Source organism: Streptomyces sp. Ag109_O5-1 (assembly GCF_003814875.1).
Taxonomy (GTDB): Bacteria; Actinomycetota; Actinomycetes; order Streptomycetales; family Streptomycetaceae; genus Streptomyces; species Streptomyces sasae.
The window spans coordinates 11,100,883-11,121,586 of the sequence record NZ_RKQF01000001.1; the positions used below are offsets into that span (position 1 = coordinate 11,100,883).

A 20,704-nucleotide genomic window follows, 5' to 3' on the forward strand; every position below is an offset into this window, starting at 1 on the left:
TGTTCCGGGCATGGGGCGGGGTACGCGGAGTTGGATTGTTCCGGACGGGCTGTGGGAGATCGCGAAGCCGCTGATCCCGTCGTGGAAAGTGAGGCCGCAGGGCGCCGGAACGCAGGACACGCCTGATGAGACGCTGTTCGCGGCCGTCATCTACGTCCTGGTCAGCGGCTGCGCCTGGCGCCAGTTGCCGCCCTGTTTCGGCATATCGACATCGACGGCTCACCGCCACTTCCTGTTCTGGTCGCGGGCCGGTGTCTGGGGCCGCCTCCACGAGGCCGCGCTGCACCGGTTCGATGACGCCGGCCTCATCGATGTCACCCGCGTCGTCCTCGACACCGCCTACATGAGGGCCAAAAGGGGGCGAACACACAGGTCCGAGCCCAGTGGACCGCGGCAAGCCGGGTTCCGAGATGCACGTCCTGTCGGACGCGAAGGGACTGCCCCTCCTCGTCGGCGTCTCGGCCAAGCGATCTTTTCCCGCGCATCCCAATGAGTGGCCGAGTCGTCGTGGGATGCCGAGCGGCCACGCCGCGCGCTGGTCGGCGTGCCAGGCGCCCGAGGGGAGTGCAGGGGGCCGGGCACGGGCCGCCGTCCGGCAGGAGCCCGGACGTGTGCTGCACCGTGGCACACGGGCTAGGTCCTGCCTCCGGGTGCGGGTGAACGTGGCTGCGTGCTTGCAGCAACCGCCATCTCCCAGAGCGCCGCCGACCCGCTGTCCGGGCTGGTGCTGCGCGACGTACCGGTACCTCACCCGAAGCCCGGCTGGTCCCGGGTAAGGGTCGTGGCCTCTTCCCTGAACATGCACGACCTGTGGACGCTGCGTGGCGTGGGCCATCCCCCGGAGCGCCTTCCCATCGTGCTCGGCTGCGACGCGGCCGGATACGACGAGGACGGCAACGAGGTCATCGTGCATCCGGTGATCGGAGACCCGGACGCGGGCCGGGGCGACGAGACGCTCGACCCCAACCGTGCGCTGCTGTCCGAACAGCACGACGGGGCCTTCGCCGAGTACCTGACCGTTCCCACCCGCAACCTGGTGCCGAAGCCCGCGTGGCTGTCCTTCGACGAGGCGGCCTGCCTGCCGGTCGCCTGGGGCACCGCCTACCGCATGCTCTTCACCCAGGCCCGGATCACCGCCGGCGACCGGGTGCTCGTACAGGGCGCGGGCGGCGGGGTCGCCTCCGCCGCCATCCGGCTCGCGGTGGCCGCCGGGGCCGTCGTCTACGCCACCAGCCGCAGCGAGGCCAAGCGTGCCGAGGCCCTCACCTGGGGGGTGCGCGCCGCGCTGGCCCCCGGTGCACGGCTGCCCGAGCGGGCGGACGTCGTGATCGAGACGGTCGGCGAGGCGACCTGGTCCCATTCGCTGAAGTCGCTGCGGCGCGGCGGCACGGTCGTGATCGCGGGAGCGACGAGCGGCGCCAACCCGCCCGCAGACCTGGCCCGCATCTTCTACCTCCAGGGACGTGTCCTCGGCTCCACCGGCTGCACCCGGGGCGAGCTCGTCGCGCTGCTCCGGCTGATGGAGGCCACCGGAGTCCGCCCCGTGATCGACCGCACCCTGCCCCTCACGGACATCCACAAGGGCTTCCAGCTCATGATCGACGGCGGTCTGACCGGGAAGCTCGTCATCCACCCGTCGGCCCCCCAGAGTTAAGGACCCTCTCCCATGACCGCAGCTGTCGTCGGGCTCTCGCACTCGCCCCTGATCGGCAGGAACGACCCCGAGCCCGAGGTTCTGGCCCGCGTCGACGAGGCCGTCGAGAGCGCCAGGGCCTTCGTCCGCCGCTTCGACCCGGAGCTCGTCGTCCTCTACGCGCCCGACCACTACAACGGCTTCTTCTACAAGGAGATGCCCCCGTTCTGCCTCGCCACCGAGGCCCACGCGGTGGGCGACTTCGGTTCCCAGGGCGGGCCGCTGTCGGTCGACACCGACGCCGCCAAGACGCTGGCCAAGGGGGTGCTCGACCGCGGCATCGATCTCACCGTCTCGGCCCGGATGACCGTGGACCACGGCTTCGCGCAGCCCCTGGAGGTGCTCTTCGGCGGTATCGACCGCGTGCCGGTGGTGCCCGTCTTCGTCAACGGCGTGGCGACCCCGCTCGGCCCGGTCAGCCGTATCCGCGCACTCGGCACCGCGGTCGGTCAGGCCGCGGCCGACCTGGACAAGCGGGTGCTGTTCGTCGCCTCCGGCGGTCTGTCCCACGACCCGCCGGTGCCGGTGCTCGAGGGCGCACCGCCCCGGGTCGCCGACGCGCTCATCGAGGGAAACCCGCCCACCCCTCAGCAGCGTGCGAAGGGCGAGGAGCGGGTCGTCCAGGCCGGCCGCGACTACGCCGCCGGGTCGACGAAGATGATCCCGATCAACCCCGCCTGGGACAACCTCCTCCTCGACCATCTGGAGCGCGGCGACCTCGCGGAGTTCGACTCCTGGACCGTCGATGACATGGCCGCACAGGGCGGCGGCTCCGCCCACGAGGTCCGCACCTGGATCGCGGCGTACGCCTCCCTCGCGGCCACCGGCAAGTACGAGATGACGTCTCGCTTCTACGAGGCCATCCCCGCCTGGATCGCCGGATTCGCTGTGACCACGGCGGAAGGGCGGTGACCGGCATGGCAGTCACACCCGTCGAGCTGGCGGCCGCCCGGCTCGCCGCCGCCTTCGCCGAGGGACGGCCCGTGGCCCCGGTACGCGATCTGCTCGGTACCCAGGACGTCGACGCCGCGTACGCCGTACAGCAGGCACTCACCCGCAGCAGAGTGGACAGCGGTGCGGTCGTCGTCGGCCGCAAGATCGGCCTGACCTCCCCGGCCGTCCAGCGCCAACTCGGCGTCGACCAGCCTGACTTCGGGGTGCTCTTCGCCGACATGGACGTCTCATCCGACGCCGAGGTCCCCTCCGGCAGGCTGCTGCAGCCCAAGGCCGAGGCGGAGATCGCCTTCGTCCTCAAGGAGGACCTGGCCGACGGCGACCTGGACCCGGCGCAGGTGCACGCTGCGGTCGACTACGCCGTGGCCGCGCTGGAGATCGTCGACAGCCGTATCGCCGACTGGGACATCTCCCTCACCGACACGGTCGCCGACAACGCCTCCAGCGGACTGTTCGTGCTGGCGGAACGCCGCCTCACGCTGGACGAGTTCGAGCCCCGCGCGACCGTGATGCGGCTGTACGCCGACGACGTCCTCGTCTCCGAGGGCAACGGCGCCGCCTGCCTCGGCGACCCCCTGAACGCGCTGGCCTGGCTCGCCCGGACGGCCCGTGACCTGGGTGACCCGTTGCGGGCCGGACAGGTCGTCCTCTCCGGCGCGCTGGGCCCGATGGTCCCGGCCCCGCCCGGCACCCGGATCCGCGCCGAGATCAGCTCGCTCGGCGAGGTCACCGCCGCATTCTCCGAGAAGAGGGACGCATGACTTCCCCCAAGACGTCAAAGACCAAGGTCGCCATCATCGGGTCGGGCAACATCGGCACCGACCTGATGATCAAGATCCTCCGCCTGTCGGACACCCTCGAAGTGGCCGCCATGGTGGGCATCGACCCGGAGTCCGACGGCCTCGCCCGCGCCGCCCGACTGAAGGTCCCGACGACCCACGAGGGCGTCGAGGGCCTGATCGCAATGCCGCACTTCGACGACATCGAGATCGTCTTCGACGCGACCTCGGCCAAGGCCCACCTGGCCAACGCGCACAGGCTCGCGCCGTACGGCAAGAAGCTCATCGACCTCACGCCTGCCGCCATCGGCCCGTTCGTCGTCCCGCCGGTCAACCTGGAGCAGCAGCTGGACGCGGGCGCCGACAACCTCAACATGGTCACCTGCGGTGGCCAGGCCACCATCCCCATGGTCGCGGCCGTGTCCGCCGTGACGCCGGTCCATTACGCCGAGATCGTGGCCTCCATCGCCTCGAAGTCGGCGGGTCCCGGCACCCGGGCCAACATCGACGAGTTCACCGAGACCACCTCGCACGCCATCGAGAACGTCGGCGGCGCGGCCCGCGGCAAGGCGATCATCGTCCTCAACCCTGCCGAACCCCCGCTGATCATGCGAGACACCGTCTTCTGCCTCATCGGGGACGCGGACCACGACGCCATCCGGGCCTCAGTCAAGGACATGGCGGCGCGGGTCGCGCAGTACGTGCCGGGCTACCGCCTCAAGCAGGAGGTGCAGTTCACCCCGATCGTGGAAGGCGAGCCCGTGCACACCCTGCTCCCCGAGGGCGCGGGCCCGGTGACCACCCGTGTCTCGGTGTTCCTCGAAGTCGAGGGCGCCGCCCACTACCTGCCCGCCTACGCCGGAAACCTCGACATCATGACCTCGGCCGCCCTGCGCACCGCCGAGTCGATCGCCCGGCACAGCACCACCGTCACCGCGGAGGCCAGCCGATGACTCACCAGCTCTACATCCAGGACGTGACCCTGCGGGACGGCATGCACGCCATCCGGCACCGCATCGATCCTGCCGACGTGGCCCGCATCGCGGCCGCCCTCGACGCGGCCGGCGTCGACGCCATCGAGGTCGCCCACGGCGACGGCTTGGCAGGCGGCTCCCTGAACTACGGCCCGGGCAGCCACACCGACTGGGAGTGGATCGAGGCCGCGGCGGACGCGATCGACAACGCCGTCCTCACCACGCTCCTTCTCCCCGGCATCGGCACCATCGCCGAACTGGAGCGCGCCCACGCCCTCGGTGTCCGTTCGGTGCGGATCGCCACGCACTGCACCGAGGCCGACATCTCGGCCCAGCACATCGCCAAGGCGCGCGAGCTGGGCATGGACGTCTCGGGCTTCCTGATGATGAGCCACATGGCCGAGGCGCCCCAACTCGCCGCGCAGGCAAGGCTGATGGAGTCCTACGGCGCCCAGTGCGTCTACGTCACCGACTCCGGCGGCCGCCTCACCCTGGACGGCGTACGCGAACGGGTCCGCGCCTACCGCGACGTACTCGACGAGAGCACTCAGATCGGCATCCACGCGCACGAGAACCTCTCCCTGTCGGTCGCCAACAGTGTCGTCGCCGTCGAGGAGGGCGTCACCCGCGTCGACGCCTCCTTGGCCGGACAAGGAGCGGGTGCCGGAAACTGCCCGATCGAGGCGTTCATCGCCGTGGCGAACATCCAGGGCTGGAAGCACGGCTGCGACCTGTTCGCCCTCCAGGACGCTGCCGACGACCTGGTCCGCCCTCTGCGCGACCGCCCCGTACAGGTCGACCGCGAGACGCTCACCCTCGGCTACGGCGGCGTCTACTCCTCCTTCCTGCGCCACGCGGAGATCGCCGCCGAGCGCTACGGCGTCGACGCCCGCACCCTTCTGCTGGAAGTCGGCCGGCGCGGCCTGGTGGGAGGCCAGGAGGACATGATCGTGGACATCGCACTCGACTTGATGTCCAACCGGGCTACCGGGCCCGTGAACTGACACACAGTAAGGAGGAAGCCCATGGGTGAACGTCTGCCCATACGGATCCCGATCGGCGGAGACGAACTGGACGCCTGGTGGTACGCCCCCGAAGGCGTCGACGGACCCGCCCCCTGCGTCGTCCTGGCGCACGGTTTCGGCGGCATCAAGGAGATGCGGCTCGCAGCCTACGCCGAGCGGTTCGCCGCCGAGGGGCTCGGCGCCCTGGTCTTCGACTACCGGTCCTTCGGCGAGTCCAGCGGGCGTCCGCGCAACCTGCTCGAGATCAAGCGGCTGGTCGCCGACTATCACGCCGCCGTCTCCGCGGCGAGGTCCCGTCCTGAGGTCGACTCCAGGCGTGTCGCTGTGTGGGGCAGCTCCATGTCCGGCGGCACCGTGGTGCTGGTCGCCGCGGAGGACCCGAGCATCGCCGCAGTGGTGTCGCAGGCGCCCCTCGCCGACGGCCGGGCCGCGCTGGTGCACATGGTGAAGAGGTCGGCGACCCATGTGCTGGGCCTGGGCGTGGCGGGCGTCCGGGACGCCCTCGGGGCTCGCCTCGGCCGTGAGCCGTACACCGTGAAGGCCGTGGGCCGCCGCGGTGAGCAGGGCGCCGTGCTGGCCACTGCGGACGCCTACGAGGGAATGCTGCGCCTCCTTCCGGCGGACGTGCCCTACGACAACGAGGTCAGCGCGCGCGTGATCCTGTCGCTGCCCTTCTTCCGCGCCGTCGTGGCCGCCCCCCGGCTCACCTGCCCCCTGCTGGTCCAGGTGATGGACCACGACGACCTCACGCCGCCGGGCCCCGCTGCCGCTCTCGCGGCCGCGGCTCCGCACGGCAAGCTGCTCGCCTACCCCGGCGGCCATTGGGACCCCTACGTCGGGGAGGGCTTCGACCAGCTGGTTCCCGACCAGATCGCCTTCCTCAAGCGGACTCTCGGGGCTCCAGCCGTTCGGTGACGGTGCGGCGCACCCTCACCGGCGCGTCGGCGGGGACCGCTCCCTCGCCGGCGCCGGTGTCGTACGCACTCGGTGCGATCTGCCTGATCAAGTCGCCCTCGCGTCAGCACCGCGCACTGTCGGGACTGCCGCAGCGGCTGGCCACACTGGCTGATCCGCGGCACCGGCGCGGGAAGCGTCACCCGTTCGTGAGCGTGCTGCTGATCGCGTGCTCGGCCGTACTGGTCGGGCCCCTCGTTCGCCGTGATCGGCCAGTGGGCCAAGAACGCTCCGCAGGAGGCTCTCGCCCGGCTCGGTGCCCGCACCACCAGCGTGTTCGCCGTCCGCGTTGCGCCGAGCCCGGCGACCGTCCGCCGGATCATCAACACCACCTGTCCCGGCGGCCTGGCCGACCTGCTCGGCGCCGACCCGGCCGGGTCCGACACCCCGGCCGTGGACGGCAAGAGCACCCGCGGCTCGTGCAGCGGCGACAGCCCGGCCGCACATCTGCCGGCCGCTGTGACCTGTGCCATGACGGCCGTCACCCAGCTGCGAGTGCCGGACAAGACCAACGAAATCACCTGCTTCGCGGCCCCGTTAGAGCCCTACAACCTGACCGGCGTGAGGTGACCGCCGACGCCCTGCACACCCAGCGCGCACACGCCCACTTCCTCGTCGAGCAGAAGGACGCGCACTATGCCTTCCCCGTCAAGAAGAACCAGCCGATCCCTTATGCGCAGCTCAAGACACTGCCCTGGGACAAGGCGACGGCGAAGTTCTACGACCGGTCCCACGGCAACGGGCGGTTGGAGACCCGCGTCATGCGACTGCTTGCGAGTAGTGCATTGACAAGCCGAGACAGCAAACTGATGATGTAATCAGTCATGCGGAGATAGTCAGAAAGTGGGTCTCGTCCCGCTTGCCCGCCACTCCGTGGTGGCCTATTTATGGCGATACATGAAGTATTACCGCCCACGCCCAAGGAGAGGCGCCATGAGCGAGACTGACCTGCACGCCAAGTTCCAGCAGTTCCCCGATGCGGTCCGCGAGAAGGTCGAGACCGCCCTGTTGGACGCGAAGATCGCTCTCAAGGTCAAGGCCGCCGAGATCCTCGTCGACAAGGCGGAGATGACCGAACACGCGGTCACCACCGCCGGCCGGATCGGCGCCAAGAGCGGTGAGGTGTCCGAGCTGACGACGATCCTGCCGCTGAAGCCGAACGGCGCGGCGCACCTGCGGAAGTTCTTCCGGCTGATCGGGGGGAACCTGGCGGGCGCCGGTCAGGTCGGCACCCTGCACAACATGCGGTTCGTGTTCCTCGAGAACGACACGAAGCTGCTGTTCGCGACCGCCTTCGACGGCGAGTGGGACCCCTACATCGACGACTTCGCCACCAAGATCCCCGAGATGATGGACTACCTCTTCAGCAACGTCGAGGGCTGGCCCGGCATCACCTCGCCGGACGTGAAGGACTTCATCGTCAAGTACCAGATCCCGGCGGAGGCGTGGTTCGTCGCCCACCCGGGCCTCACCGTCGCGGAGGGCCACCGGCTCAAGCGGCAGGAGGCCGCCGTGCAGCGGTTCCTGTCGGACCTGAACTGAAGGCAGGCACACCATGCCTTCCCCACTGTTCGGGCGGCTGCGCCGCCAGCCCACCCTGGACCTCGACGACATCCAGGCGACCCTGCTGCGGGCCCGGCCCGAGCCCTACTTCGGCACCCACGCGATCCTGGAGATCACCGAACCGGCCGCGGGCAGGGAACTGCTGCGCCGACTGGCGCCGCGGGTGACCTCGGCGGCGCGCTGGGACGAACCGCAGCCGTCCTGGCTGGCCCTCGCCCTCAGCTACCAGGGTCTGGTCGCACTGGGGCTGCCGGAGACCTCACTGGCCTCCTTCCCGGCCAACTTCCGCGCCGGGATGGCGGCCCGCGCCGAGCGGCTGCGGGACACCGGCGTGAACGCGCCGGACCGCTGGGAGTTCCCCTTCGGCACCCCGCGCGTGCATGTCGCCGTCACGGTGTTCGCCGCGAGCGAGGACGACTGGCGGGCCGAAGTCGCCGCCTACGAAAAGGAACTGGGCGAGGTCCCTGGCGTACGGCTGCTGTCGCACCAGGACTTCGCGGCCGACGGGTTCAACGTCTTCGGCTACCGGGACGGTTTCAGCCAGCCGGTGGTCGAGGGCAGTGGCGCCGAACCCCTGCCCGGCGACGGACGGCCCATCAAGGCCGGTGAGTTCGTCCTCGGCTACCCGAGCGAGACCGGTGTGCCGCTGCCCGTACCGGCTCCGGACGTCCTGGGCCGCAACGGCACGTACGTCGTCTTCCGCAAGTACCACTCCCACGTCGCCGCCTTCAACAAGTGGCTGCACGACAACGCCGCCACCGAGGCCGAACGCGAGCTGTTGGCAGCCAAGTTGGTCGGCCGCTGGCGCAGCGGTGCACCTCTCGCCCTGACCCCGGAACGCGACACCCCCGCCATCGGCGAGGACCCGAACCGGATCAACGACTTCGACTACTCCGCCGACCCGCGCGGACTGCGCACCCCGCTCGGCTCCCACATCCGCCGGATGAACCCGCGTGACACCAAGCTGACGGTCCTCACCGACGTCAACATCCGCCGCATCATCCGGCGCGGCACCTCCTACGGCACTCCCCTGCCCCCCGACCGCCTCAAGGACGACGGCCGGCCGCGCGGCCTGGACTTCATCGCCCTCGGCGCCCGCGCCATCGACAACGTCGAGTTCCTGCAGAGCGAGTGGGTCGGTTCCGGCAACTTCATGGGCCTGGGCAAGGAGAAGGACCCGATGATCTCGCTCCAGGACAAGGGCGCCTACTTCACCGTGCCCGGGACCCCGCCGCGCCGGGTGCAGAACATCCAGTCCTTCAACACCCTGCTCGGCGGCGAGTACTTCTTCATGCCGAGTCTGTCCGCCATCCGCTGGCTCGGCAGCATCTGACTCCCACCCCTTGCGCGAGGCCGCCATGACCACACCCCGCTCGTACGTCCGCTACAGCCCCGACCTCGAACAGCCCTTCCCCGACGAGGAGGAACTGGTCCGTCAGGTCGTCGCGGCCATGGGCAAGGCCAACCAGCAGGTCGCCGACAAACACCGTCACGGCCTGCGCGACGCCCACGCGAAGAGCCACGGCGTCCTCGCCGGTGAGCTGCGCATCCAGTCCGGCCTCCCGGCGCACCTCGCCCAGGGCCTCTTCGCCGCACCGGCCACGTACCCGGTGATCGTCCGCTTCTCCTCCGCCCCCGGCGACCTGCGCTCCGACCAGGTGCCCGTCCAGCGCGGCCTCGCGATGAAGGTGATCGGCGCCCCCGGGTCCCGTGCCCTCGACGACGGCTTCACCACCCAGGACTTCCTCCTCGTCAACCACTCCACCCTGCCCTTCGGCAACATCGCCGAGTACGCCAAACTCCAGGGCATCCTGGAGAAACAGCCCGGCCAGAGCGACCAGCAGCTCCAGCTCACCGGCGCGGCCGCCCGAGTGGCCGCCAAGGCCCTCACGCGCGTCGGACGTCCGCTGCCGCCCGCCGTCGAGACCCTGGCCGCCGCCAACGACCACATCCTCGGCGAGACCTTTCATTCCATGGCCGCGCTGCGCTACGGCGACCACGTGGCGAAGATGTCCGCCGCGCCCCGCTCGGCGAACGTCAGGGCCCTCACCGGCAGCCACGTCGACAAGACGGCGGGCGAGTCGGCTCTGCGCGACCTCGTCGTCGACTTCTTCGCGGACAACAGCGCCGAGTACGACATCCGCGCCCAGCTGTGCACGGACATCGACCGGATGCCGGTGGAGGACGCCTCGGTCCTGTGGCCCGAGGAACTGTCACCGCACCAGACCGTGGCCGTGCTGCATCTGCCCGCCCAGGACGCCTACAGCGACGCCCGCCGCCGCTACGCCGACGACGTCCTTTCCTTCAGCCCCTGGCACGCCCTGGAGGCCCACCGCCCGCTGGGCTCGATCATGCGCTCCCGCCGCGCCGCGTACCCCGCGTCCAGTGACTTCCGGCACCGCTTCAACGGCATCGAGCCGCAGGAGCCGTCCGACATCAAGGAGCTGCCCGCCTGACCAGGTCCCGACCGACCCCGGATGCGGCCGCGGGTCGGTCGGGACTCGCGTGCCAGAATGGAGAAGTCCCTTCTCCGCGCTGTCTTCTTCGAGGTTCCTTTCGTGTCCCAGCCCGTCGGCCGTGTGCCCCAGCGACGCAACGCGCGGTCCAACCGGGCCCGCATCCTGGCCACCGCCCGCCAGGAGCTCGGGCGGAATCCCGACATCACCCTGGAGGAACTCGCCCGCGCCGCCGGTGTCGTACGGCGCACGCTGTTCGGGCACTTCCCCGGCCGGGCGGCGCTTCTGGATGCACTGGCCGAGGAGGCCGCCGAGGCGCTCCAGGCCGCCGTCGCGGTCGGCGCGGAGGCGACGGAACCGGCGGACCGGGCGCTCGCTCACTTCACGTTGGCGCTCTGGCCCGTGGGAGATCGCTACCGGATGCTCCTGGCGCTGGCCCGACGGGACCTCGGCATGGACCGTGTCGCCGGGATCCTGGAGCCCGCCCGGGTCAGGGTCACGGCCATCCTGGAGCAGGGACAGCAGGACGGGATCTTCCACTCCCAGCTGCAGGCCCCGGTGCTGAGCGCCGGTCTTGAGGCGATGACGGTCGCCCTGCTGGAAGAGGTCAACACCGGGGTGCTGGAGGACGACGGCACCCGGGTGGCCGTCACCACGCTCATCGCGGCAGGCGTTCCGGAGAAGCGGGCGCAGATCGTCGTCGACGAGGTGGCCGCCGCACAGGATGTCCCTGCTTGCTGAGCCGCGACACGCACCCGAGAGTCCGGGCTGTTGGCCTGGCCGGCCGCCAGGCGGGTGGGTGACACGCGCACGGTGAGCATCCGTCCATCAGGTGCGCCTGGAGCTGGCATCCCGGTGTCCCTGGAGGTTCGCCGGCCCATGGTGTGAGAGCGCCACAGCCTCTCGGCAGTGCGGCACTCGTCGCCCCCTGACACTCGGCTCTGCGTCCAGGTGCCTCTCGCCGTACATTGCTCATGTGGGGATCGACGTCGACATCTTCCTGCGTGATCTTGCCCGAGGGCTCAGGCCCCGCTCGGACGAGCTGACGGACGCCGTGCTTCGGGAGATATCGCACGACGTTCCCTGGGTGTGGGAGCACGAGGACACCGCCGTCGTGGCGTCGGCAGCCGTCTCCCAGCATGTCACCGCCGCGCTGGACATCAACGAGTACAGCCTCGACGCGGCCTCGCTAGCGGTCCCGCCCGCCGATATCGAGGCCGCTCGCGTGCTCGCGCGGCACGGAGTGCCGCTCAACGATTTCCTGCGCGCGTTCAGGCTGGGCCATGCGAGCCTCCACCGCATCGTCTGCGAGGAGGTCTCCCGGCTGGCCGCGGACGATGGCCTGGCCGGCGAAGCGGTGATCACTTTGAACGCACAGAGTTTCACGTACATGGACCGCGTCGCGGAAGAGGCCGTGGTGGCGCACCAGGAGCAGCGCGACCGCTGGCTGCAGCGTCGGCTGGTGGTGGTCAACGAGGCGAGCCGACGGGTCGGGGCCACACTCGACATCACCCGAACCGCGCAGGAACTGGCGGATGTGGGCACCGAATACCTCGCCGACCTGGTCACCGTCGACCTGCTCGACGCCCTGCTCCCGGGCAGGGCCCCACGACCGGCCACCGGCCGGCTGGTGCTGCGCCGGATCGCCCAGCGGTCCGCCCTGGACGACTGCCCGGACTCCGCGTTCCCGTTGGGGCAGGCCCACACCTTCCCCGAGGGGTCGGAGCCCGGCCGCGTGCTGGCCACCGGGCAGCCCATCCGGTACGGCATCACCGCCGCACAGGTCCCGCAGTGGATGGCACAGTCCGCGGTCCAACGGGAGGCCCTGCGTGCCTTCGGCGTCCATTCGATGCTGCTGGTGCCGCTGTGGGCTCACGGTGGGCCACTGGGCCTGGTGCAGTTCTTCCGGCACCGCACCACCGCCGCCTTCGACGAGGAGGAACTGCTCCTGGCCCAGGAGATCGCCTCGCGAGCCGCGATCCACCTCGACAACGCCAAGCGCTACACCCGCGAGCGTGACACCGCCCTCACCCTCCAGCGCAGTCTGCTGCCGGAGCCGGTGGCGGAACAGTGCGCGGTCGGGACGGCCTCCCGTTACCTGCCCGCCGAGTCCGGCGTGGGAGGCGACTGGTACGACGTGATCCCGCTCTCCGGAGCCCGTGTCGCACTCGTCGTCGGCGACGTGGTCGGCCGGGGCCTGCACGCCTGCGCCACCATGGGCCGGCTACGGACGGCCGTGCGCACCCTCGCGGACATCGATCTCATGCCCGATGAACTGCTGACCCATCTGGACGACGTGGTGATCCGGCTCCAGCGCGAGGAGACGCGGGGTTCGGACGAGATGAGCGCCACCTGCCTGTACGCGGTCTATGACCCGGTCTCCCGCCTGTGCTCAGTGGCCAGCGCCGGGCACCCGTTGCCGGCCCTGGTCTCTCCCGCGACGGTCGGCACCGGTGCGGCCGCACGTGAAGTCGTCTTCCCGGAGCTGCCGATCGGCCCGCCTCTGGGGCTGGGCGGGCTACCTTTCGAGACGGCCCAGTTCGAAGTGACGGAAGGCAGTCTGCTGGTCCTGTACACGGACGGCCTCATCGAAAGCCTCATCCGTGACGTGGACGCCGGGCTGGCGCTGCTGGCGGACGTCCTCGCCCGGGCGCCGGCCTCGTTGGAGGAGACCTGCGACGCGCTGCTGTCCGCGCTGCTCCCCACCAGCCCGGCCGACGACGTCGCCCTCCTGGTGGCCCGCACCCGGACGCTGGATGCCGGCCACGTCGCCACGTGGGATCTGCCCTCCGATCCGGCGGTGGTGGCCACCGCCCGTGAGCGTGCGTCGGACTCGTTGGCCGCATGGGGCCTGGAGGAGCTGGACTTCGCCACAAAGCTCATGGTCAGCGAACTGGTCACGAACGCGATCCGTTATGGAAAGGATCCGGTTCAGCTGCGGATGATCTACCAGTCGACACTGATGTGCGAAGTCGCCGACGGGAGCAGCACGGCCCCGCATCTGCGCCGGGCCCGTGTCTACGACGAGGGCGGCCGCGGTCTGCTGCTGGTCGCTCAGCTGGCCGAACGCTGGGGCACGCGGCATGGCCGCGAAGGCAAGGTCATCTGGGCCGAGCAGGCCCTGCCCGCCGCTGCGAGAGGGGGTGTCGCCCATGCACCGCAGTGAGTCCGCGAGGCTCTCACCGAGGAAGCCCGCGAATCCCCGCCGGGCGCCGTAGGGGACCGCCACAGGACACGTGGAGGCGCCCAGGGCTGCTGGAAGCGTTCCGAGACGACCGGAACACGGGTCGAGTCGGCGGGTCCATTACGGGAAGCCGATGGTGAAGCATCGGCTGATCTTGGTGTTCTCAGAGTCGCTCAATGAGGGGATCGCCGTGCTCAGTATGGAAGGCGGCCGCAAGGCAGAGCAGCCACGGGCAGAACGTCTCGCCTGCGCCGGAGCCGAAACCGCTCGCGGCCAGTGATCATCAGCAGCGGACCGCCGCCCGAGTATCAGCGGAAGGAGAAGTGCTCGGCGTGCATGCGCTCCCGGGCCTGGCTGTGGAGGTCACGGCTGAGTTCTTCAACTATGGCGGCGGGGCCGCACAGGAAGACGTGCAGGTAGCGTATGCCTCGGGTCATAGCGTGTAGTTCCAGTCGCCGTGCCACCCCTGGCGGTGCAGGGGCACGGCAGCCTTCTGCCGGTCGCCGATCTGGACTCCGGCCTTGGAGGCAGTGCTCAGGGGGCCAGGATGAGGCGGATCGGATCCCCGATCTTGTGTGTCAGCCGGTGGACAGCCTTGTCGGCCTCGGCCAGCGGGATGTGATCGGTGATGGAGGGCGCCAGGTCCAGTCGGCCGCTGGAGGTTAGCCGAATCAACTGGTAGACGTGATCGAACGACGAGCCGTAATGGCCCAACACCCGCTTGTTGAGGGCATTGAAGGTGAGCCGCTCAGAGAGCGTCAGCGGTGCGGTCGTGATGCCCACCAGAACAAGGGAACCATGATCACCGAGCATGGGTGACGCCTGTTCCCGAACGGCGGGCACACCGGCGAAGTCGAACGCGTAGTCGAGGCCGCGGCCTCCGGTTGCACGCAGCATCGCCGCCGCGAAGTCCTCGTCGGCGGAGTCGAGCGCGAGGTCGGCGCCGAAGGCGAGGGCACGCTCACGGGCGCTGGGCGGCGGGTCCACGGCGATGATCGGGGAGGCACCCATCATCCGCGCGAGCCGTACCGCGTGCGCGCCGACCCCGCCCACGCCCCAGATGCCGACTGCCTGCGCGGGCCGTACCGACACAGTGTCCGTCAGCGCGGCATACGAGGTGGAGACCGCGTCGGGGATGATCGCCGCCTGGTCGAAGGGCAGGTCGTCCGGGATGGGCACGACGGTGTCCTCGCGTGCGATCGTGTACTGCGCCCAGCCTCCGTCGTAGTCCACCCCACGACCGCGGAACTGGCTGCATGTTCCTCGCCGACCGCAGCCCTCACACATGCCACACGGTTGTCCAGCTTGGAGGGCGACACGGGTACCGACGGCCAGGTTCCGGGTGAGGCCGGGGCCGAGAGTGTGGATGACCCCGGCGTTCTCGTGGCCGAGGGTGAGCACGTCAGTGCCCTCGTGCAGTGGGGCGATGCTCCCGTCGATCAGGTGCAGGTCGGACAGGCACACGCCCGCCGCTTTCACCTCGACGAGCACCTCACCCGGGCCGGGCTCGGGGATCGGGATCTCTTCCAGGGAGAACTTCTTCGTCTTCAGGTTGAGCCGTCCGGCCAGCATGGTGTCCATCGGTGTCTGCCTTCTTGGTAGATGCGTCTGCGAACTCAGGCAAAAACGTCCTGCTGGTAGCGGCCCGCCGCTTCCAGCCCGGCAAGCCACGCACGGGAGGTGTCGGCGTCGCTGCCGGTGCGCTCCTGGTGGATCGCGACGAGCGCGTCCCGTACGGCCGGCGCCATGAAGCGGCCATCACCGCATACGTAGAGGTAGGCGCCGTTCTCCACGGACTCCCACACGGTGTCGGCCGCGAGGGCCAAGGCGTCCTGGACGTAGCGGGCCGGATGGTCGGGAACCGCCGAGAAGGCGGTGTGGATCCGGGCGACACCGGCCTTCGCCCAGGTCTCCCACTCCTCCCGGTAGAACCAGTCGTGCTCGGGATGCCGGCATCCGACGAACACCTGGGACAGGCCGATCGCCGTTCCGGCCGCGTGCTGCCAGGCACGTTCCTCCAGGAAGCCGCGCAAGGGCGCGATGCCCGTGCCGGGTCCGATGAGAATGAGCGGTACGGCCGGGTCGGCCGGCAGCGCGAAGGGCGGCGACGGGGCGCGGACGTAGCCGTACACGACATCCCCGGGCTGCAACCGCCCGAGGTACTGGGAGCACAGACCCCGGTATTCGCCCTCGCCCTCGCCCGCGAGGGCGGGCCCTTCAACCATTCCTACGGTGAGGCGCACGTGGTGCGGTTCGGCGAGGCAGGACGAGGAGATGGAGTAGAAGCGGGGCCGGATGGGGCCGACCATCTCCAGGAAGACGGCGGGCGGGAGTTCGACCGCGGGACAGCGTTCCAGCAGAGTCAGCACGGAGACGCGCTTTGCGAGGATTCCCTCGGCGTACTTCTCCTCCGCCTGCTCCAGCTGCTGCCGGGTGGTGGGGCAGCGGGTGTGCTCGGCCAGCGTTCGCAGGTGGTCGCGGGCGGCCACTTCCTGGAGCTCCAGGAAGTCGGTGAACAGCAGCTCCGCCGTGATCGGGACATCGACGGGCAGGTGCGTCCGGCCGGTGGAACTGATCCGGAGGACCTGGTCGTGGGCCAGGCTCAGCCTGGTCAGGGCGCGGGTGACCAGTTCCGGAGCGTTCTTCGCGAAGACCGCGAGGTGGTTCCCGGTGCCGTAGCCGACCCCGGCAGGCAGCTCCAGAGTGATGGACTTCGCCGGGGCGCGGGGCGCGGTGAGGTCGAAGTCCCACAAGCCGGTGGGGTCTTTGACGAGGTCCTCAGTGGCCACCACGGTCAGCGGGTGGGCCTGGCTGGAGACGATCGAAGGACGGATGTCGGCCTCGGTGAGGAGGTCGACCTCGAAGCCCGGTGCGCTCTCGTCGGTGGTGTCGGCGGCGTACTCCTCGGCCAGGGCCGCCCACAGGGTGTCGGTCCAGGCCCGCGCCATGCCGTCGAAGTCCCCCGAGGCGTCGGCCTCACCACGGGCGACCAGGGAGGTGGCCCCGGCCGCAAGCAACGCGGCTTCGGCCCGCCGCGGGAACACCTGGTAGGTGTCCCACTGGGTGTTGCCGGTTCCGAGAACGGCCAGTCGTACGCCGGACAGCGCGCCCTCGGGCAGCCCCTGAGCGAGGACGTCGTCGAACTTCTGGGCGTTGTCGGGGGCTTTGCCGTTGTAGCTGGCGGTGACAACGATCAGCGCGCCCTCCGTGGGCAGGTGGCCGGCGAGGTCGTCGAGGGTGCTGAGGGACGTCGCGAAGCCGGCCCGACCGGCCCGGTCGGCGATGGTGCGGGCCAGGTCCTCGGAGCTGCCGAGGCTGGAGCCGTAGGCGACGGCCAGGTTCACACCCACGGTGTGCAGGGCCTCGGCCTCCGGCTCGGGCTGCGGCGACTGCACCGCGGCCGGACGCCGGTTGCGGGGCTGCCGGGTCTGCAGCCGCAGCGTGAAGCCGGACGGCTTGTACGTGAGCGCCTCCTCGACATGCAGCCGGTAGTCGCTCGGGGCGGAGACAGCGAACCGTCGCCGGACGAGCGCGAGGGCGAGCCGGGCCTCGGTCAGCGCGAACTGCCGCCCGATGCAGGCACGTTCACCTGTGCCGAAGGGGCGGTAGGCGTACGGGTGGTGCTGGGCCTTGTTCTCGGGCAGCCACCGGTCGATGTCGAACTCGTACGGTCGCTCCCATGCTTTGGGGTGGGTGTGGAGGAGAGGGAAGAGCAGACTGACCTTCTGGCCCCTGCGCACCGGGTGGCCGCCTAGCTCGGTGTCCTCCAGCGGTGCCTTGCTGATGGCCGGGACGGGAGCCCACAGCCGGAGCGTCTCACTGAGGATGCGCGGGATCACGTCCAACCGCATGACGGTCTCGTAGTCGGGAGGGCCGTCTTCCGGCAGTAGCTGGTCGACCTCGTCGTACGCCTGGGCCAGGACGTAAGGGTTGCGCATCAGCAGCTACAGGGCGAAGGACAGCAGGCCGCTGGTGGCCTCATGGCCGGCGATGAGGAACGTCAAGGTCTGATCGCGCACGTTCGCGTCGTCGAGCCGCCGCCCGGTGACCGGGTCCGTCGCCTCCATCATGAGGCCGAGGAGGTCGTCCCGGCCGGTCTCGCCCGAGCGGCGGCGCTGCTCGATCACCCGGTCGACCAGCTGCCGCATCTGGCGGATGCTCTGCTGGTACGTCCGATCCTCCACGAGTCGCAGCCGGGTGACCAGCGGCATGTGACGGGTGCGGTTCATCACCTCTGTCAGGGCGCGCAACATCGCCTGGAGAAAGGGGTCCAGCTCCTCGCTGCGGAACGAGTCGAACCGGTGCCCGAACCCGCACAGTCCAATGGTGTCCAGAGTCAACCGGGTCATGTCGTCGGACACGTTGACGGGACGCGCCCCGGCCGCCTCCCATGTGCGCACCAACTCCTGGGCGACGTCGAGCATCTGTGGGAAGTACGCCTTCATGGACCGCTGGCTGAAGGCAGGGGTCAGGATGCGGTGCGCCTGACCCCAGACCTCCTCGTCGTCCCGGGCCGTGAAGAGCCCTGATCCGACGAAGTCCCGCAGGTGGGACAGCGGTGGCGCGATCACCTTCCCGAAACGGGCTTCGTCGCACACCTCGGCCGCGAGGTCCGGGTCGGCGACGAAGACCTGCTCAAGACCCCCGATCTCCATGGAGAGGACGCCCTCCGGGTAGTGGCGGCCCACTTCGGTGATGTACTGGATCGGACGGTCCGGCGGGATCTGTGGGGTGTTGCCCACGAGAGGGATGCCGCGTGGTGCCGGGATCGCGGGGGTGCCGTTCATCGGTGACTCCTGCGGACGGCGGTGCCGTCGCGGTTCAGGGCGTGTCCTACGCCGACTGGTTGCTTGCCGCCCGGGCACGCTGGACCAAAGCGTACGAGCGGGTCGTCTGGCGCATGACGAGGGTCTGCAGGGCGAGTTGCAGCCCCCGGTCGACATCGGCTCCCACCTGGAGCCAGAAGTCGCAGGCATGGTCGGAGTAGGCCTCCGGGTGGCGCAGCACCAACTGGTCGTAGCGTTCCGCCGCCCGGTCCCGCCACGGCTGAGCCTCCTGGTAACGGCCGGCGGCGCGCAGGGCGAGTGCCAGGTGGGAGGCGTACTCGGGGTCGTCACTCGTCTCCGCCAGGGGACGCAGGCGGTCGGCGGCTGCATCGGCGTCTCCGCACAGGAGTTCCACCTCGGCGAGGTGACCGATGGCAGGGGCGTAACCGGGCACTCGGCGTCGGGCGGCGTCGAACGCTTCGCGGGCCGCGGGCAGTTCCCCATCGCGCAACCACATCACCCCGCGCCGGAAGTCCAGTTGGGCGAGAGGGAAAGGCGAGACACCCCGGTAGGCGTTCCGGGCCTCCTGGAAGACGTGCACCGCCTCCGCGATGTTGCCGCTTTCCGCATGGAGGACGGCGAGGGCGCTCAGCATGGCGAAGTCCGACCGGCGCGGGGCTGCCTCCCTCAGCAGAAGGTGAGCCTCGCCGTAGCAGCCGACCGCCTGCATGATCGCCGCTCGTTCCGCGGCCAGGTCGTCCGGTCGCGCGCCTGCTCGGTCCGCAGCGTCGAGGTCGGACATGGCCTCTGCGAATCGGTGCAGGGTCGCCCGGGCCCGGGCCCGGGCCGACAGCGCGGTGGAGCTGTCGGGCGCGTTCTCCACCAACCGGTCGGCGAGTTGCGCGGCCTGCTCGTAGTCGGCGACGCGCCCCAGGAAGTGTCCGCGCAGAGTGAGGAGATCCACGAGCACGGACTGCTGCGCGACGGCGAAGTGGGCGGCGGGACCCGTCAGCCGTGCTTGGACCGCCAACCCGTCGATCTGCGCGGAGAGGTTGGTCAGGGCCAGCGTGCCGTCCGTGGTACGCGGCTTGTGTCGGTCCGTGGTGGTCCCGGTCATGCCGCTGCCTCCTCGGGAGGCGCCATGAGGGCGGCGAACACGGTCATCAGGTCCGGAGGGGTCGGGTTGGGGGACACGAGATAGGGGAATTCGTGCGTCGCCGGCTGGGTCGCCTGATCGACGCCGTCGCTGATGCGGTTTCCGTCGACTCCGTTCACCAGGAGCGTGAAGAGGGTGTCCACGATGTCGTCGTTGGGCGCGCGGCCACCGCAGGTGGTGTGCTCACGTCCGGCGAGCAGGGCGGTCTCGATCTCGAAGCAGCCGTTCTCGGAGAACGGCTTGGAGACGTCCACGACGAGGAAGTCCGCCAGGAGCAGGTCGGTCAGCGGGTGCGCGCCTTGTTCGTCCAGAGGCCAAACGGTCTCGCCGGCGAGGCGGTCGAAGTAGGCCAGGTTGGCGTTGAACCGGGCCCGGTAGGCGCCCTCGTAGTCCTGCCGGACGGCGAAGGCGTCCTCCTCGTTGTAGAGGTCGCGGATCTCCAGGTCGCTGTTGACGGGGTCGAACTTCTTGCTCGCCAGGATGACGTTCTTGATCTCCGGTCGGCCCATGCGCTCCAGCCGGGTCGGCCGCCCGCCCGAGATGACGGTCTCGCCGACGACACCGAACAGAGGACCACTGTCCGATCCGAAGACTGCCTCGGGGTCGACCTCGACGACGATGCTCAGGACGTTCATGCCTTCGAGGATGTTGGTCGCGCCCTCGGGCCGGAAGGCCAACTTCTCGGTGGCATCGGATGCGAGGACACCCTTGAGATTGATGAAGAACGGGTCGAGCCGCGGCCCGGCGAAGATGCGCACCCCGGCCGTCTCGGTGGGCTTCTCGTCGCCGACCTGGAAGAGGATCTGCTCACCGCTGGGCAGGGTGCACGTGCCGTTCTGCACCGGATGCTCGCTGCCCGGGGCCTCGCCGGGGGCGGCGAAGGTGAAGTCGAGGCTGTACTCGGCCTCACCGACGGTGAAGGCCCGGTCGGCCGGTGTGACCGGGCGCGCCCGGAACCGGTAGGCCAGCGCGTCGGAGAACAGCGCCGTCGGTGCGGCGGCCGGGAACACGTCGAGCACCAGGACCAGGCGGCCGGGGCGGTCCGGGCTGGGGAAGGCGTAGACGTCCGCGACGTCGGACGCGGGGTCGAAAAGGATGCGCGGTCCGGAGAAGTGATCAGCCATGGTCGGCTCCTTGACAGTCAGGTGCGGGGAAGTCAGGTGTCCAGGTCGGCGAGCCAGCGCAGGGCGCTCAGACTCG

The 20,704-nt window shown here is 70.1% G+C and carries 18 protein-coding genes and 2 pseudogenes; 14 read left to right on the plus strand and 6 right to left on the minus strand.

Annotation, left to right across the window (positions count from 1 at the left end; all coding sequences use genetic code 11):
- Positions 1 to 10: 10 nt before the first annotated feature.
- The 14 genes and pseudogenes from EDD90_RS50585 to EDD90_RS50650 form a co-directional block, all read left to right on the plus strand.
- Positions 11 to 536 (plus strand): annotated as a pseudogene (locus EDD90_RS50585) (transposase); the annotation flags it as partial.
- A 134-nt stretch (positions 537 to 670) separates the two neighbouring features.
- A complete protein-coding gene (locus EDD90_RS50590; RefSeq protein WP_123979969.1) occupies positions 671 to 1,654 on the plus strand; it encodes a zinc-binding dehydrogenase in 984 nt (327 codons plus the stop codon).
- Between the two features lie 12 nt (positions 1,655 to 1,666).
- Complete coding sequence (locus tag EDD90_RS50595; protein WP_123979971.1) at positions 1,667 to 2,605, plus strand: 3-carboxyethylcatechol 2,3-dioxygenase; 939 nt, start codon at positions 1,667 to 1,669, stop codon at positions 2,603 to 2,605.
- A 5-nt stretch (positions 2,606 to 2,610) separates the two neighbouring features.
- Positions 2,611 to 3,408, plus strand: a complete 798-nt coding sequence (locus EDD90_RS50600) for a 2-keto-4-pentenoate hydratase (protein ID WP_123979973.1) — start codon at positions 2,611 to 2,613, stop codon at positions 3,406 to 3,408.
- Entirely contained in the window at positions 3,405 to 4,379 is a 975-nt protein-coding gene (locus EDD90_RS50605) for an acetaldehyde dehydrogenase (acetylating) (protein WP_123979975.1), read from the plus strand. The genes EDD90_RS50600 and EDD90_RS50605 overlap by 4 nt, the downstream gene beginning before the upstream one ends.
- A complete protein-coding gene (gene dmpG, locus EDD90_RS50610; protein WP_123979977.1) occupies positions 4,376 to 5,404 on the plus strand; it encodes a 4-hydroxy-2-oxovalerate aldolase in 1,029 nt (342 codons plus the stop codon). Before EDD90_RS50605 ends, dmpG begins: the two co-directional genes overlap by 4 nt.
- 21 nt (positions 5,405 to 5,425) lie before the next feature.
- Entirely contained in the window at positions 5,426 to 6,340 is a 915-nt protein-coding gene (locus EDD90_RS50615; RefSeq protein WP_123979979.1) for an alpha/beta hydrolase, read from the plus strand.
- Positions 6,341 to 6,583: 243 nt separating this feature from the next.
- Positions 6,584 to 6,949 (plus strand): hypothetical protein, encoded by a 366-nt coding sequence (locus tag EDD90_RS50620; protein ID WP_123979981.1) that lies wholly within the window; start codon positions 6,584 to 6,586, stop codon positions 6,947 to 6,949.
- Positions 6,946 to 7,197 (plus strand): hypothetical protein, encoded by a 252-nt coding sequence (locus tag EDD90_RS50625; RefSeq protein WP_123979983.1) that lies wholly within the window; start codon positions 6,946 to 6,948, stop codon positions 7,195 to 7,197. The genes EDD90_RS50620 and EDD90_RS50625 overlap by 4 nt, the downstream gene beginning before the upstream one ends.
- Before the next feature lie 115 nt (positions 7,198 to 7,312).
- Positions 7,313 to 7,921: a hypothetical protein gene (locus EDD90_RS50630; RefSeq protein WP_123979985.1), complete on the plus strand. Its 609-nt coding sequence runs from the start codon at positions 7,313 to 7,315 to the stop codon at positions 7,919 to 7,921.
- Between the two features lie 13 nt (positions 7,922 to 7,934).
- The gene (locus tag EDD90_RS50635; protein ID WP_123979987.1) at positions 7,935 to 9,275 is read left to right on the plus strand and encodes a Dyp-type peroxidase; all 1,341 of its coding nucleotides are present in this window, start codon (positions 7,935 to 7,937) and stop codon (positions 9,273 to 9,275) included.
- Positions 9,276 to 9,300: 25 nt separating this feature from the next.
- Positions 9,301 to 10,398, plus strand: a complete 1,098-nt coding sequence (locus EDD90_RS50640; RefSeq protein ID WP_123979989.1) for a catalase family protein — start codon at positions 9,301 to 9,303, stop codon at positions 10,396 to 10,398.
- Positions 10,399 to 10,500: 102 nt separating this feature from the next.
- Positions 10,501 to 11,139, plus strand: coding sequence for a TetR family transcriptional regulator (locus EDD90_RS50645; protein WP_123979991.1), 639 nt, complete (start codon positions 10,501 to 10,503; stop codon positions 11,137 to 11,139).
- Between the two features lie 235 nt (positions 11,140 to 11,374).
- A complete protein-coding gene (locus EDD90_RS50650; RefSeq protein ID WP_260328592.1) occupies positions 11,375 to 13,564 on the plus strand; it encodes a SpoIIE family protein phosphatase in 2,190 nt (729 codons plus the stop codon).
- Positions 13,565 to 13,890: 326 nt separating this feature from the next.
- Here EDD90_RS50650 and EDD90_RS58110 read toward each other — a convergent pair whose 3' ends face one another.
- The 6 genes and pseudogenes from EDD90_RS58110 to EDD90_RS50670 form a co-directional block, all read right to left on the minus strand.
- On the minus strand, positions 13,891 to 14,019 hold the full coding sequence (locus tag EDD90_RS58110) for a hypothetical protein (protein WP_260328593.1): 129 nt from the start codon (positions 14,017 to 14,019) through the stop codon (positions 13,891 to 13,893).
- Between the two features lie 97 nt (positions 14,020 to 14,116).
- Positions 14,117 to 15,163, minus strand: a complete 1,047-nt coding sequence (locus EDD90_RS50655) for a zinc-binding dehydrogenase (protein ID WP_123979993.1) — start codon at positions 15,161 to 15,163, stop codon at positions 14,117 to 14,119.
- 35 nt (positions 15,164 to 15,198) lie between these two features.
- Positions 15,199 to 16,530 carry a hypothetical protein gene (locus tag EDD90_RS58115; RefSeq protein WP_260328819.1) on the minus strand — a complete coding sequence of 444 codons (1,332 nt, stop codon included), beginning with the start codon at positions 16,528 to 16,530 and terminating at the stop codon, positions 15,199 to 15,201.
- A pseudogene (locus EDD90_RS58120) lies at positions 16,531 to 18,525 on the minus strand (cytochrome P450); the annotation flags it as partial. It lies immediately after the preceding gene.
- A complete protein-coding gene (locus EDD90_RS50665) occupies positions 18,416 to 19,465 on the minus strand; it encodes a lipopolysaccharide assembly protein LapB (protein WP_123979995.1) in 1,050 nt (349 codons plus the stop codon). The gene EDD90_RS50665 and the pseudogene EDD90_RS58120, both read right to left, overlap by 110 nt.
- On the minus strand, positions 19,462 to 20,628 hold the full coding sequence (locus EDD90_RS50670) for a DUF4331 family protein (RefSeq protein WP_123979997.1): 1,167 nt from the start codon (positions 20,626 to 20,628) through the stop codon (positions 19,462 to 19,464). The genes EDD90_RS50665 and EDD90_RS50670 overlap by 4 nt, the downstream gene beginning before the upstream one ends.
- Positions 20,629 to 20,704 lie beyond the last annotated feature (76 nt).